Here is a 13,194-nt window from a genome sequence, read left to right on the forward strand (position 1 = left end):
CATACGGCATCCCAGTGCCCCCCAAGCGCAATCTGCGCTGTACAACCGGGCAGCCAGCTTTCATCCCATTTTTTGAAGATCAGAACATGACGCCTGCAAACGGAAACGGCGGTCGGAGGGTATCCGACCGCCGTTTCCGTTCCATGTCATGGCATTCGGAAAGAATACCCTTCAGGCCACACCCAACATCTCGCGCAGGGCCTCTTCGATGCCGTCCACGCACAGGCCCAGTTTGCCCCGCAGTTCCTTCTGGCTGCCGTGCTCCACGAAGTGGTCGGGCACGCCCAGTCTGCGGACGGCCTGCCCGCGCAACGCGCCGTGGTCGGACAGGCATTCCAGCACGGCGGAGGTGAAGCCGCCCGCCAGGGCGTTCTCCTCGATCAGCAGCAACGCGTCGTGGGTGGCGGCCAGTTCCAGCAACTGCGCCTCGGGCAGCGGCTTCACCCACACGGCATCGAACACCGTGACCTGACGGCCGGATTCCTCGGCCACCCGCTCCGCCGCCTCCAGCGCCGGGGCCACCCGGCTGCCGCAGGCGATGACGGCAAGGCCCTCGCCCTGCTTCAGCACCTCGCCCCGGCCAAGGGGCAGCACCTCGCCGCGCGGAGGCAGCGCGACCCCGGTGCCCACGCCGCGCGGGTAGCGCACGGCCACCGGCGCGTCCTGGGCCAGGGCGGTGCGCATGGCATGGCGCAGTTGCGCCTCGTCGCGCGGGGCCAGGATGTGCATGTTGGGAATGTGGCGCAGGTAGGAAATATCGAACACCCCGTGGTGGGTGGGGCCGTCCTCGCCCACCAGCCCGGCCCGGTCCACGCAGAAGACCACGGGCAGGTTCTGGATGCACACGTCGTGCACCACCTGGTCGTAGGACCGTTGCAGAAAGGTGGAATAGATGGCCACGAACGGCCGCAGCCCCTGCGTGGCGAGCCCCGCCGCAAAGGTCACCGCGTGCTGCTCGCAGATGCCCACGTCCACGAACCGCTCCGGATGGCGCGTACAGAAGCAACTGGTGCCGGTGCCTTCGGGCATGGCGGCGGTGATGGCCATGACCCGCGCGTCCTCGTCGGCCAGCATGCACAGGGTTTCGCCGAACACGTCGGTGAAGCTGGGCAGCGCGGGGGCGTCGGCCAGCTTGGCGGCCTTGCCCGTTTCCGGCTCGAAGCGCCCCACCCCGTGGAAGTGGGTGGGGTTGGTCTCGGCCGGGGCGTACCCCTTGCCCTTGCGGGTCAGCACGTGCAGCAGCACGGGCTCGTCCAGGGTGCGGGCCATGTCGAAGGTGTTCTTCAGCGCCTTCAGGTCGTGGCCGTTCACCGGGCCGATGTAGTTGAACCCGAACGCCTCGAACAGCATGCCCGGCGTGAAGAACCCCTTCAGGCTGTGCTCGCTGCGCTTGGCGTAGCCCAGCATGTCCTCGCCGATGCCGGGGATGGAGCGCATGAAGGTTTCCATGTCCTTCTTCATGCGGCGCACCCAGCGCTTGGACAGGTTGCGGCTGAGGAACAGCGACAACGCCCCCACGTTCTTGGAAATGGACATCTCGTTGTCGTTCAGCACGACGATGAGCTTGCGGTCCATGGCCCCGGCCTGGTTCAGCCCCTCGAAGGCAAGCCCCGCCGTCATGGAGCCGTCGCCGATGACGGCCACCACGTTGTGGTCGCCCCCGGCCAGGTCGCGCGCCATGGCCATGCCCAGCGCGGCGGAGATGGACGTGGAGGAATGCCCCACCCCGAAGTGGTCGTAAGGGCTTTCCGCCATCTTGGGAAAGCCGCTGATGCCGCCGCCGCGCCGCAGGGTGTGGAACACGTCGGCCCGGCCGGTCAGCAGCTTCCAGGCGTAGGCCTGGTGCCCCACGTCCCAGATGACCTTGTCCCGCCCGGCGTCGAACGAGGTCAGCAGGGCGATGGTCAACTCCACCACGCCCAGCGAGGGCGCAAGGTGCCCGCCGTTGCGGGACACGGTGGCGATGATGCGCCGACGCAGTTCGTCGGCCAGTTGCTGCAACTGCTCGGGCGTCAGCCCGGCCACGTCGCGCGGGCTGGCCAGGGAAGCCAGCAGGGGCGTGTCGTCCGACTGCCCCGGAGGCTGGTAGGAAGGCGGTAGCTGTCCGGTCATGGGTGAAGTATCCGTTATCGGGCCGCGCTGGGCGCGCCCGGTGATGCATGGCGTTGTTGTCCGCCGTGAATGCTCCCGCGCGGCGCTAGGAAGCTCGATCGACAATGTAGCTCGCGAGGCTGCGCAGGAAATCGGCGTCCGGCCCGCTGTAGGGGGACAGCCGCTCCATGGCCGCGTCGGCCCGTTCGCGGGCCAGGGCGCGGCTGCGCTCCACGCCCAGCAGCGAGGGATAGGTGGTCTTGCCCTGCTCCGCGTCGCTGCCCACGGGCTTGCCGATTTCCGCCTCGTCGCCCACCTCGTCGAGAATGTCGTCCACGATCTGGAAGGCAGCGCCGATGTGCGCTCCGTAGTCGGCGATGCGGGCCTGCGCGTCGGCGTCCGCGCCCGCCAGCAGCGCGCCGGACAGGCACGACGCGCGCAGCAGGGCCCCGGTCTTCATGGCGTGCATGGCGGCCATTTCCTCCAGGGTCACGCCCGCGCGGCCGGTGTATTCCATATCCAGCGCCTGGCCGCCCACCATGCCGGGCGCGCCGGCGGCGCGGGCCACGGCGCGCAGGGCGGCCAGCACGTTGGCCGGGGGAATGCCCCCGTCGCCCGCACCGACACCGGCCATGAAATCGAAGGCGTCGGTGAGCAGGCCGTCACCGGCCAGAATGGCCGTGGCCTCGTCGAACATCTTGTGGTTCGAGGGCTTGCCGCGCCGCAGGTCGTCGTCGTCCATGGCGGGCAAGTCGTCGTGGATGAGCGAATAGGTGTGGATCATCTCTATGGCGGCGGCAAAGGGCATCACCTTCTGTGCGGGCAGGCCGAACAGCGCGGCGGTGGTCAGGCACAGCACCGGGCGCACCCGCTTGCCGCCCGCGTTCAGGCTGTATTCCATGGCCGCGCACAGCCGCGCGGGAATGCCCCTGTCGGCCAGGCACGCGGCAAGGTAGCCTTCCACCCCAGCCGCCGCGTCGCGCAGGCGGGCCTTGATCTCACTCGGCGTCAGCATCTTCCTCCACCCCTTCGAAATCCGTCAGGCCACCTTCCGTGAACAGGCGTATCTCGTTGCGGGCCGTGCGCAGCCGGTCGCGGCAGGCGCGGGACAGGCCCAGTCCTTCCTTGTACAGGGCCACGCTGCGTTCCAGCGGCAGGTCGCCCGCTTCCAGCGCGGCCACCACTTCCTGCAGGCGGGCCATGGCGGCCTCGTAGTCCACCTGTTCCCGGGGTTCCTTTTCCTGCGCGGGGGCGTCGCCCCCGGCATTCTTTCGTGCGCGCGCGGCCATGCGTTACTCCCGTGTGGTCGCGCCCGTATTCGCGGGCGCGTTCTCCAGCAATACCTGAGGGTCCACCATGTCGCCAAGCACCGCCATGCCGAAATGCAGATGCGGCCCGGTGACCCGGCCCGTGCTGCCCACCCGGCCGATGGCCTGGCCCCTCGCCACCGTCTGGCCGGGGGCCACGTCCATGGCGGACAGGTGAAAATACATGCTGACGACGCCCATCCCGTGGTCGATGTATACGGAATTGCCCGCGAAATAATGTTTCTCGGCCAGCACCACCCGGCCCGATGCGCAGGCCGTCACCGGTTCACCCGCCTCGCCGCGCAGGTCCAGCCCGCGATGCGGCGCGCGCGGCTCGCCGTTGAACACCCGGCGCAGCCCGAACAGGCTGGACACGTCACCCGCAACGGGCCGTTCCATGGGCAGCGCCCACAGCCGCTCCGGCGTGCGCAGGGCCAGGGCGGCCTTGACCCGGACGCGTTCCGCCTCGTGCCGATCCAGCGCGGCCTTGTCCGGGTTGACGTACTTGCCCTCCACGGTCAGGCGCTGCTCCGGATAGGCGGCGCGGACGACGGCGATGGCGCGCGTGACGCCCGTCTGGGCAGACACGGCCTTGGGCTGCCCGGCAACGCGGGCGCGCAGCGTCTCCGTACCCGGCTTCGCATCCAGCGGCACGGCCAGGATGGCCTGTCCCGTCCAGCCAGTGCGCGTTCCATCTGCCGCCATGGGAACGGTGACGGCCTGGCCGCGCCAGTCCAGCACCACGTCGCCCGGCGCATCCGCCGTCACGGTGACTACGAAGGGCTTGCCGTCGCCGGTGGAGTGCGGCGCATCCAGCGACAGCACCGCCGCATGCGCGGGCGTGGCCAACGCTACCAGCAGCAGGGCCGACGACAGGACCAGACAGCAACACGCCATCAACATCGACAGCAGGCGCGCGGCCCCCCGGCCATCACGCCCGGCAAACAGAAAACTCTGCATCACGAAAAATCTCCGGCGTCCCGCTCCGAAACGCCCATCTCGCCATCGCGGTCCGTTGCGGCGGCATGCCCGCCAGCAGAAGCACCGCCCTGCTCCATCATTCGTCCGGGTCGCGCGCCATGCACGGTCACGTCAACCTCGCCGTCGCGCACCAGCACGGCCAGCGCGTCGCCGGGCGCGACTTCCGCCACGCTGCGCAGAAAACCGCCGTCGGCCCGGCGCACCAGGCTGTAGCCACGCTCCAGCGGGCGCAGCGGGTCCAGCGCGTCCAGGCGCAGGGCATGGCGTTCCAATTCATGCTCGCGTCCAGTCACCGCGCGTTCGCCCGCCCACTGCAGGCGCGCGTCCAGAGCGTCAACCGCACGTTCACGGCGTTCCCACGCCTCCGGCCCCAGCACGCGGGCCAGTGCCGCATCCGCCGCATCCAGCCGCGCCGCATCGCGCCGGGCCAGCATCTCCCACGCCCGGCTCAAGCGGGCCGCCGCGTCGGCAAAGCGTTCGTCCAACCGGGCCAGCGCCCGTTCCGGCGAAAGCCAGGCCAGCCCGCGCATCAGGGCCCCCAACTGTTCGTCCAGCCGGGCGAAGCGCCGCTCCATGCCCCGCGTCAGGGCCATTTCCAGTTCGTCCACGCGCTGCGCCAGTTCGCGCCGCTCGGGCCACAGCAACTGCGCCGCGTGGGTTGGCGTGGCCGCGCGCACGTCGGCGGTCATGTCGGCCATGGTGTGGTCCACCTCGTGGCCGATGCCCGCCAGCACGGGCAGCGGGCTTTCGAACACCGCCGTGGCCACCCGCTCGTCGTTGAAGGCCCACAGGTCTTCCAGCGAACCGCCGCCGCGAATCAGCACCGCCACCTGCGCCCAGCCCTGCGCCGCCACGTCGGCCAGCGCCGCCGCGATGCGCGGGGGGGCCTCGTCGCCCTGCACCGGCACCGGATGGATGCGTATCTCGCAGCCCCAGCCGCGCTCGTCCGCCATGCGCAGAAAATCGCGCACCGCCGCCCCGCCGGAGGCCGTGACCACCGCCACCCGCCTGGGGTGGCGCGGCAGCGGCCGCTTGCGCGCCGCGTCGAAATATCCCCGCTCGGCAAGGCGGGCCTTCAGCGCCTCGAACTGCGCGTGCAGCCGCCCCAGGCCCGCGTCCTGCGCCATTTCGACCACCAGTTGGTAGCCGCCGCGCGGCGGGTACACCGTCAGCCGCCCCGCGCACAGCAATTCCTGGCCGTTGGCCATGGTGCGGGCAAGGCCGGGACGCGGCCCGTCCTCGAACACCTCGCCGGTCATGGGGTCGAAATGTTCCGCCTCGCGCTGGTTGCCCCGGAACCACACGCAGTTCAGCACCGCGTCCTCGTCCTTGAGCGCGAAATAGCAATGCCCCGAGGCCGGGCGCGACAGGTTGCTCACCTGCCCGCGCACCCACACGAAGGGAAACCCGCCCTCCACGGCGGCCCGGATGGCCCGGGTCAATTCACCCACGGTGTAGATGGTGCTCATGGCGTTGCAGATGCGGGGCTCCGCCCCGCTCCCCGCAAGGGGGCCGCGCCCCCTTGACCCCTTTTGCGTGAACAGCCCGCGCTACGCGCGGCCCGTCCACGGAACGGACACAACGGGAAGCGGCAGGCTGCCTCGAATGAAAAGTTTTGGAGGGAGGGGTCCGGGGAGGGAGACCTTTTCCAAAAGGTCCCCTCCCCGGCAACTCTTGCCAAACCTCTTTCAGTCCGCCTGCTACAGCCCCCAGCCCGCGCGCACGGCGGCGCGCCAGGTACGGAAGGCTTCGGCGAAGCCTTCGACGGGCAGTTCGGTCTTTTCGCCGGTGCGGCGGTCCTTGGCCTCCACAATGCCTCGGGCCAGGCCCTTGCCGCCGACCACCAGTTGCAGGGGCATGCCCACCAGGTCGGCGTCCTTGAACTTGACGCCGGGGCGCTCGTCGCGGTCGTCCAGAATGACGTCCACGCCCTGGGCCTTGAGTTCGGCGTAGAATTCCTCGGCCTTGCCCAGGGTTTCGCCGTTCTTGGGGTCCAGGCAGCACAGCACGGCTTCGTACGGGGCGATGGGCGGCGGGAACACGATGCCGTCGGCGTCATGGTTCTGCTCGATGCACGAGGCGACGACGCGCGACACGCCGATGCCGTAGCAGCCCATGATCATGACCTTTTCCTTGCCGTCTTCGTCAAGGAAGGTGCACTTGAGCGGTTCGCTGTACTTGGTGCCCAGCTTGAACACGTGGCCCACCTCGATGCCACGCGTCAGCTCGATGGGCTGGCCGCAGCGCGGGCAGGCGTCGGCGGGGGTGATCACGCGCAGGTCGGCGTAGCGCTCGATCTTGGCGTCGCGGCCCAGGCTGACGTTGCGCAGGTGGGTGTCGCCCTTGTTGGCCCCGGCGATCCAGCCATCGGAGGTCAGCAGTTCGTGGTCGGCGAAGACGCGTTCCACGTTCAGGCCCACCGGCCCGGCATAGCCCACGGGCGCGCCGGTAACCTTCTGCACCAGTTCGGGCGCGGCCAGTTCCAGTTCGTCGCACTTCAGCAGGTTCTTCAGCTTCACGTCGTTCAGTTCGCGGTCGCCGCGCACCAGGGCGGCCACGGGCTTGCCGTCGGCCACCAGGATCAGCGTCTTGACCAGCGCGGTCTGCGGCACGCCCAGGAAGGCGCATACATCTTCCACGGTGTGCTTGCCGGGGGTAGCCACCTCTTCGATGGCCCCGACTGCGGGCAGCGTGGCGGGCACGGCAGGGGCCGCAACCTCGGCGCGCTCAACGTTGGCGGCGTACTCGCAGCCGGTGCAGGCGGCAATGGTGTCCTCGCCGGTGTCGGCCAGCACCATGAACTCGTGCGAAAAGCTGCCGCCGATGGAGCCGGAATCCGCCTCCACCGCGCGGAAGCGCAGGCCAAGGCGCTTGAACACGTTCTGGTAGGCCTCGTACATGGCCCAGTAGCTCTTGTCGGCCCCGGCCTCGTCACGGTCGAAGGAGTAGGCGTCCTTCATGATGAACTCGCGGCCGCGCATCAGGCCGAAGCGCGGGCGGATCTCGTCGCGGAACTTGGTCTGGATCTGGTACAGGTTGATGGGCAACTGGCGGTACGAGCGCACCTCGCCGCGCACGAGGTCGGTGATGACTTCCTCGTGCGTGGGTCCAAGGCAGTAGTCGCGCCCGTTGCGGTCCTGGAAGCGCAGCAGTTCCTTGCCGTAGAATTCCCAGCGGCCCGATTCCTGCCACAGGTCGGCGGGCTGCACCATGGGCATGGAAAGTTCCAGCGCACCAGCGCGGTTCATTTCCTCGCGCACGATGGCGGCGGTCTTCTCGATGGCCTTCAGGCCAAGGGGCATGTAGATGTAGATGCCCGAGGTGAGCTTGCGGATCATGCCAGCGCGGGTGAGCAGCTTGTGGCTGACCACTTCGGCGTCGGCCGGGGCTTCCTTCAGGGTGGGGATGTAGCAATTGCTCCAGCGCATCAGCTGTCCTTTCTGGCTGCCTTGCGTTCGGCAAGGAACGTATCGAGTTCTTCCATGAAGGCGGCGAGCAGGTTCGCGCCGCCCTTGACTGTTCGTATGATCTCTCCCTTGCGGAAGATGATGCCCTTGTCGCGCCCGCCCGCGATGCCGATGTCGGCCTCGCGCGCCTCGCCGGGGCCGTTCACGGCGCAGCCCATGACGGCCACCTTGAAATTTTCCGTCTCGCCCGCCAGGCGGCGTTCCACTTCCTGCGCAAGGCTGATCAGGCCGATCTCCGTGCGCCCGCAGGTCGGGCAGGAGATGATTTCCGGCCCCCGGTGGCGCAACCCCAGCGAGCGCAGGATTTCCCACGCCACGGGAATTTCCTCCACCGGGTCGCTGGTCAGCGAAACGCGCAGCGTGTCGCCTATGCCCAGCCACAGCAGCACGCCAAGGCCCACGGACGACTTGACCGACCCGCGCAGCATGGTGCCCGCCTCGGTCACGCCGATGTGCAGGGGGTAGTCGCACCGGTCCGCCAGCATGCGGTAGGCGTCTATGGTATGCAGCACCGATGAGGACTTCAGCGATATCTTGATGTCGCCGAAGCCCCGGTCCTCCAGCATGCGCACATGGCCGAGGGCGCTTTCCACCATGGCTTCGGGCGTTGGTCCGCCGAAGCGTTCCAGCAGATGCTTTTCCACCGAGCCGGAATTGACCCCCACCCGGATGCACGCGCCGCGAGCGCGGGCCGCATCCACCACGCGGGCCACGTTGGCCTCGCCCCCGATGTTGCCGGGGTTGATGCGCAGGGCGTCCACGCCCGCTTCCAGCGCGGCCACGGCCAGGCGATGGTCGAAATGGATGTCCGCCACCAGCGGCACCGGGGACGCCGCGCGGATGGGGCCGATGGCCGCAGCCGCAGCCTCGTTCAGCACGGCAAGGCGCACCACCTCGCACCCCGCGGCGGCCAGCGCGCGGATCTGCGCCACGGTGGCGTCCACGTCGCGGGTGTCGGTGTTGGCCATGCTCTGCACGACAACGGGGTTGTCCCCCCCGATGCGCACGGAGCCGATGCGGACCTCGCGGGTCCGCCTGCGTTCGATGGTCATGAATGGTCCCTGAAGATGGACGGCCCGGCGGCCCTCTGGGGGCCCGGATGGCACAAGCCGAATTGACGGTTCATACTGCATTTCCCCCTGCTCGCCAAGGGCGGTCCGGCCGCCGGAACAGGCACGGCAGCAGGTGCGCCAAGGGCACGAGCGAGCGGGATGCACCGCCCGGTGCGGTCTTTTCGTTGCCAGCCCTCTTTTTTCCGTCCCCGCGTTGACAGCACCCGGCCAGAGGACTACATGACTCAAATGCAACCGAGTTGCATTCTCAATCACTCATCCACGAGCCCACCACCGGAGGCGTCATGACCATCCGCTTCGCCATTCCGAAAGCCCTCGACCTGCGGCTTGCCCTCTTTGCGCGGTTCACGCAGTTCACACTGCTCTCGCTGTTCCTTCTGCCAGGTCTGCTTGCCGCGCCCGGCTCCCCCGCAGTTGCCCCAGCCAGAGCCGCTGCCGCCGTGCAGGTGGCGGTGAGCATCCTGCCGCAGAAGTATTTCATCCAGCGCATTGCGGGCGACCTGGCCGAGGTGACGGTGATGGTGCCCTCCGGCGCGGACCCGCATACCTACGAACCCAAGCCCAGCCAGATGCGCGGCCTTGCCGGGGCCAGGCTGTACATGACCATCGGCGTGCCCTTCGAAAAGGCCTGGCTGGACCGCATCACTGCCGCGGGCGGCAAGGACATGACCTTGGTGCGCCTGGAAAAGGGCATCGACCTTCTGCCGCAGGACGAACATTTTCTGGACGAGGCCCACGGCCACGACGGCGAACACAAGGACGGGCACAAGGACGGGCATGACGCCGCCAAGCCCTCCGGCGCCAAGCATGACGCCAAGCATGACGAGCATGACGGCGGCCATCACCACGACGCCGAAGCCGCCGAAGGCCACCACCACGACCATGAAGGCGGCGACCCGCACATCTGGCTGTCCCCCGCGCTGGTCAAGATGATGGCCGGATCCATCAAGGCCGCGCTGGTCAAGGCCGACCCGGCCCACGCCCCCCTGTACCGCGCCAACCACGACGCCTTCGTGCGCGAACTGGACGAACTGGACCTGCACATCAACGATCTGTTCGAGAACGTGCCCGAAAACCGCCGCCGCTTCATGGTCTTTCACCCTGCGTGGAGCTACTTCGCCCACAACTACAACCTGCGCGAGGTCGCCATTGAAGTGGAAGGCCGCGAACCGGGCCCCAGGCAATTGACCCGCATCGTGGAGTTCGCAAAGAAAGAGAAGATCGAAGCCATCTTCGTCCAGCCGCAATTCTCGAAGCGCGGCGCGGAAACCATTGCCCGCAACGTGGGGGCCACGCTCATAGAGGCCGACCCGCTGGCCGAAGACTGGGCCGCCAACATCCGCCGCGTGGCCGAGGCCATGGCCAAAACCCTGAACAAGTAGACACGCATGCACATGCCCGTCAGCGCGCCCGCCACGCCGGGCGCACCGCATACACCGCACGAACCGGTCATCGCCGTGCGCGACCTGTGCTTCGCCTACGGCGATGAACCGGTGCTGGACCACGTGGACCTTACCGTGGAGCGCGGCGAATTCCTGGCCGTGCTCGGTCCCAACGGCGGCGGCAAGACCACCCTGCTCAAGCTGCTGCTGGGCCTGCTGCCCCCGCGTTCCGGCAGCGTGACGCTGTTCGGCGGCGCGCCGCAAGCGGCGTTGCCGCGCATCGGCTACGTGCCGCAGTATTCCACGGCCCGGCTGGACTTTCCCGTCACCGTGCTGGACGTGGTGCTGATGGGCCTTGCGGGCACCCGGCGCGGGCTGCTGGGCCGCCACTGGTCGCGCAATGCGGCGTCCATCGACCGCGCGCGCGAGGCGCTGGACCAGGTGGGCCTTTCCGGCATGGAAAAGCGCATGGTGGGCGAGCTTTCCGGCGGGCAGCGCCAGCGGGCCGTGGTGGCCCGCGCCCTTATGGCCCAGCCGGAACTGCTGCTGCTGGACGAGCCCACCGCGTCCATCGACCCGCAGGGCTCGTTCTGCTTCTTCGAATTCCTGGGCACCCTGCGCGGCCCGCACACCCTGGTGGTGGTCAGCCACGACCTGTCCATCGCCACGTCCACCTTTTCCAACGTGGCCTTCGTCAACCGCACCCTGGTCCACAGCCGGGGCGCGGGGCTGACGCCGGAGATGCTCAGCATGCTCTACGGCCACCACGAGAAGACCTGCCCCATGGGGGCGTTCATCTCTTCCGTGTCCGGGCTGTTCCCGGTGCTGCCCAAGGCGGAAGACCTGCCCCCCGGCACCCTCGCGGCTGGCACCCCGTCCGATACGACGCGGACTCCGGCGCACGGCCAGTCCGCCCCGGCGGCCTCCGCCGCCACCCCTCATCCCGGCAAGGACGCCTGATGCTCGACGCGCTCTCCTACGACTTCATGCAGCAGGCCCTGGCCGCGTCGCTGCTGGCCAGCATCGCCTGCGGGGTCATCGGCACCCTGGTGGTGGTGAACCGGCTGGTGTTTCTGGCGGGCGGGGTGTCGCACGCGGCCTATGGCGGCGTGGGACTGGCCTTTCATTACGGCTGGCCGGTCTTGCCCAGCGCCATCGGCTTTTCCGTGGCCTCGTCCATGCTCATGGCCGGGGTGGCCCTGAAACGGCCCGAAAAGTCCGACACGGCCATCGGCGTGCTGTGGGCGGCGGGCATGGCCTTCGGCATCATCCTCATAGACCTCACCCCCGGCTACAAGGCCGACCTGATGAGCTTTCTGTTCGGGTCCATCCTGGCAGTGCCGGTCACCGACCTGTACCTGATGGCCGCGCTGGACGCCGCCCTGCTGGCCGTGGTGGCCCTGTGCCACCAGACCCTGCTGGTGACGTCCTTCGACCGCGAATTCGCCGAGGCGCGCGGCCTGCCGGTGCGCACCGCGCACTACCTGGTGGTGGGCATGACGGCGGTGGGCGTGGTGATGCTGATCCGCGTGGTGGGCCTTGTGCTGGTCATGGCCCTGCTGACCATCCCGCCGTTCATCGCGGCGCGCACGGCCCGCTCGCTGCCGTCCATGATGGCCGCCGCCACCGCGTGGAGCACCGTGTTCTGCGTGGGCGGGCTGGCTCTGGCCTACCGCTGGGACGTGACCTCGGGCGCGGCCATCATCGCCGTGGCCTCGGCCGGGTTCATGGCCGTGTCCGGCGCGGGCGCGCTGCGCCGAATCATGGCCCGCAAGACCGCCTGACGGCGCAAGCCAAGGATTTTCATGACCGACACCACCCAACACCGCGCCTCCATCCCGCACTCCCCTGCCGAACCCGACGCCCGCGCCCGTCTGGAACACGCTGGGCTGGAAGCCACCCCTCGCCGGATCGCCGTGCTGGAGGCCTTGGCCGCCCTACCCCATGCACCCGCCGCGCAGGAACTGCTGGATGCGGTGCGCCGCACCACCCGCATGGACAAGGTGACCCTGTACCGCACCCTGGACCTGCTGGTGGAGGCGGGCATCCTGCAACGCCACAGCGGGGCCGACGGCGCCTTCCGGCACTGTATGGCCCCGGCGGGGGGAAACGCGCCGCACGGCCATTTCCAGTGCACCCGCTGCGGGGTGATGACCTGCCTGCCCCCACTGCCCGCAACGCTGGACGCCGCAGCCCTGCTGCCCGCCGGAGTCACTGTCGAACACGTGGAAGTGCGCCTGGACGGGGTGTGCGGGCGGTGCAGCAAAAGCTGATTCCGTTCAGGCGAACTTTCCTGCCCCCCACACGGCGCAAGGGCCGGACACCCGGAACCATCCGGATGCCCGGCCCTTGCGCCGTCCTGCATCTGCATCTTCCCTTCGTTCCGTGACCTCGCCCTTGGTGTCAGGGGTTGCTCCCCTCGTCGCAGGCGGGCCGTCGGATCATGCACGGTCACGGGACAATGCCCGTATCAGGACGCCGTGTCTGGCACCGCGTCTGGGCGGCCCCGTGCCGTTATTCGTAGGGGTAGGTGTTGCCCTCGAATTCCTTGGCGCGCGGATTGGGGTAGGCCCCTTGCGCCTTCATGCGTTCGATGGCCTTGGAGCGGTCCACCCAGTGGGTGTGCAGCAACTGCTCGGCCTTGTGGCTCATGGGCTTTTCCAGGAAGTCCGCGTACAGCTTCTGCACCTGCACGTTGTCCTGCGAGGCGCGCACCGGGAACTTGGCGTCCGCCCCGTACACCCCGCTGATGCGGTCCATCATGTAGTCCTTCAGCTGCTTGGCGGCGGCCACGGCCTTGCCGGTCATGCGAATGCTGATCAGGGCGCCGCCGGTGACGACGCAAGCGGCCTTCAGAAAGCCGCGCCGGGTAAGGTTGACGATCTGCATGGTG

Annotated in this window: 12 protein-coding genes; 4 read left to right on the forward strand and 8 right to left on the reverse strand. The window is 68.8% G+C overall.

The window, feature by feature from the left end; all coding sequences use genetic code 11:
* Positions 1–171: 171 nt before the first annotated feature.
* The 7 genes from dxs to ispG all read right to left on the reverse strand — a co-directional run bounded on the left by dxs (position 172) and on the right by ispG (position 8,898).
* Positions 172–2,112, reverse strand: a complete 1,941-nt coding sequence (dxs, locus tag RVX_RS09690) for a 1-deoxy-D-xylulose-5-phosphate synthase (protein ID WP_116305708.1) — start codon at positions 2,110–2,112, stop codon at positions 172–174.
* 85 nt (positions 2,113–2,197) lie between these two features.
* A complete protein-coding gene (locus RVX_RS09695; protein ID WP_116305709.1) occupies positions 2,198–3,106 on the reverse strand; it encodes a polyprenyl synthetase family protein in 909 nt (302 codons plus the stop codon).
* Complete coding sequence (locus RVX_RS09700) at positions 3,090–3,380, reverse strand: exodeoxyribonuclease VII small subunit (RefSeq protein WP_116305710.1); 291 nt, start codon at positions 3,378–3,380, stop codon at positions 3,090–3,092. Before RVX_RS09700 ends, RVX_RS09695 begins: the two co-directional genes overlap by 17 nt.
* 3 nt (positions 3,381–3,383) lie before the next feature.
* Positions 3,384–4,358, reverse strand: a complete 975-nt coding sequence (locus tag RVX_RS09705) for a M23 family metallopeptidase (protein ID WP_116305711.1) — start codon at positions 4,356–4,358, stop codon at positions 3,384–3,386.
* Entirely contained in the window at positions 4,358–5,848 is a 1,491-nt protein-coding gene (gene xseA / locus RVX_RS09710; protein ID WP_116305712.1) for an exodeoxyribonuclease VII large subunit, read from the reverse strand. Before xseA ends, RVX_RS09705 begins: the two co-directional genes overlap by 1 nt.
* Before the next feature lie 231 nt (positions 5,849–6,079).
* Positions 6,080–7,807, reverse strand: coding sequence for a proline--tRNA ligase (locus tag RVX_RS09715; RefSeq protein WP_116305713.1), 1,728 nt, complete (start codon positions 7,805–7,807; stop codon positions 6,080–6,082).
* A complete protein-coding gene (gene ispG, locus RVX_RS09720; RefSeq protein WP_116305714.1) occupies positions 7,807–8,898 on the reverse strand; it encodes a flavodoxin-dependent (E)-4-hydroxy-3-methylbut-2-enyl-diphosphate synthase in 1,092 nt (363 codons plus the stop codon). The genes RVX_RS09715 and ispG overlap by 1 nt, the downstream gene beginning before the upstream one ends.
* Before the next feature lie 305 nt (positions 8,899–9,203).
* Between ispG and RVX_RS09725 the strand changes: the two genes are divergently transcribed.
* Genes RVX_RS09725 through RVX_RS09740 form a run of 4 tightly spaced genes read left to right on the forward strand, consistent with a single transcriptional unit; the run spans position 9,204 to position 12,574 of the window.
* A complete protein-coding gene (locus tag RVX_RS09725; RefSeq protein WP_230404530.1) occupies positions 9,204–10,301 on the forward strand; it encodes a metal ABC transporter solute-binding protein, Zn/Mn family in 1,098 nt (365 codons plus the stop codon).
* Positions 10,302–10,307: 6 nt separating this feature from the next.
* Positions 10,308–11,261 carry a metal ABC transporter ATP-binding protein gene (locus RVX_RS09730; protein ID WP_116305716.1) on the forward strand — a complete coding sequence of 318 codons (954 nt, stop codon included), beginning with the start codon at positions 10,308–10,310 and terminating at the stop codon, positions 11,259–11,261.
* On the forward strand, positions 11,261–12,085 hold the full coding sequence (locus RVX_RS09735; protein WP_116305717.1) for a metal ABC transporter permease: 825 nt from the start codon (positions 11,261–11,263) through the stop codon (positions 12,083–12,085). The genes RVX_RS09730 and RVX_RS09735 overlap by 1 nt, the downstream gene beginning before the upstream one ends.
* Before the next feature lie 21 nt (positions 12,086–12,106).
* On the forward strand, positions 12,107–12,574 hold the full coding sequence (locus tag RVX_RS09740) for a Fur family transcriptional regulator (RefSeq protein ID WP_116305718.1): 468 nt from the start codon (positions 12,107–12,109) through the stop codon (positions 12,572–12,574).
* 241 nt (positions 12,575–12,815) lie between these two features.
* On the opposite strand, the gene RVX_RS09745 is transcribed toward RVX_RS09740, so the two are convergent.
* On the reverse strand, positions 12,816–13,190 hold the full coding sequence (locus tag RVX_RS09745; RefSeq protein ID WP_116305719.1) for an iron hydrogenase small subunit: 375 nt from the start codon (positions 13,188–13,190) through the stop codon (positions 12,816–12,818).
* Positions 13,191–13,194: the final 4 nt, after the last annotated feature.

Origin of the sequence: Nitratidesulfovibrio sp. HK-II, from assembly GCF_003402415.2 — a bacterium.
Classification (GTDB): domain Bacteria; phylum Desulfobacterota; class Desulfovibrionia; order Desulfovibrionales; family Desulfovibrionaceae; genus Cupidesulfovibrio.

What these genes read in the sequence shown, in the direction of transcription:
- dxs (WP_116305708.1), bottom strand. Translation starts at nt 2,112, where the DNA reads ATGACCGGACAGCTACCGCCTTCCTACCAGCCTCCGGGGCAGTCGGAC.
- RVX_RS09695 (WP_116305709.1), bottom strand. Translation starts at nt 3,106, where the DNA reads ATGCTGACGCCGAGTGAGATCAAGGCCCGCCTGCGCGACGCGGCGGCT.
- RVX_RS09700 (WP_116305710.1), bottom strand. Translation starts at nt 3,380, where the DNA reads ATGGCCGCGCGCGCACGAAAGAATGCCGGGGGCGACGCCCCCGCGCAG.
- RVX_RS09705 (WP_116305711.1), bottom strand. Translation starts at nt 4,358, where the DNA reads ATGCAGAGTTTTCTGTTTGCCGGGCGTGATGGCCGGGGGGCCGCGCGC.
- xseA (WP_116305712.1), bottom strand. Translation starts at nt 5,848, where the DNA reads ATGAGCACCATCTACACCGTGGGTGAATTGACCCGGGCCATCCGGGCC.
- RVX_RS09715 (WP_116305713.1), bottom strand. Translation starts at nt 7,807, where the DNA reads ATGCGCTGGAGCAATTGCTACATCCCCACCCTGAAGGAAGCCCCGGCC.
- ispG (WP_116305714.1), bottom strand. Translation starts at nt 8,898, where the DNA reads ATGACCATCGAACGCAGGCGGACCCGCGAGGTCCGCATCGGCTCCGTG.
- RVX_RS09725 (WP_230404530.1), top strand. Translation starts at nt 9,204, where the DNA reads ATGACCATCCGCTTCGCCATTCCGAAAGCCCTCGACCTGCGGCTTGCC.
- RVX_RS09730 (WP_116305716.1), top strand. Translation starts at nt 10,308, where the DNA reads ATGCACATGCCCGTCAGCGCGCCCGCCACGCCGGGCGCACCGCATACA.
- RVX_RS09735 (WP_116305717.1), top strand. Translation starts at nt 11,261, where the DNA reads ATGCTCGACGCGCTCTCCTACGACTTCATGCAGCAGGCCCTGGCCGCG.
- RVX_RS09740 (WP_116305718.1), top strand. Translation starts at nt 12,107, where the DNA reads ATGACCGACACCACCCAACACCGCGCCTCCATCCCGCACTCCCCTGCC.
- RVX_RS09745 (WP_116305719.1), bottom strand. Translation starts at nt 13,190, where the DNA reads ATGCAGATCGTCAACCTTACCCGGCGCGGCTTTCTGAAGGCCGCTTGC.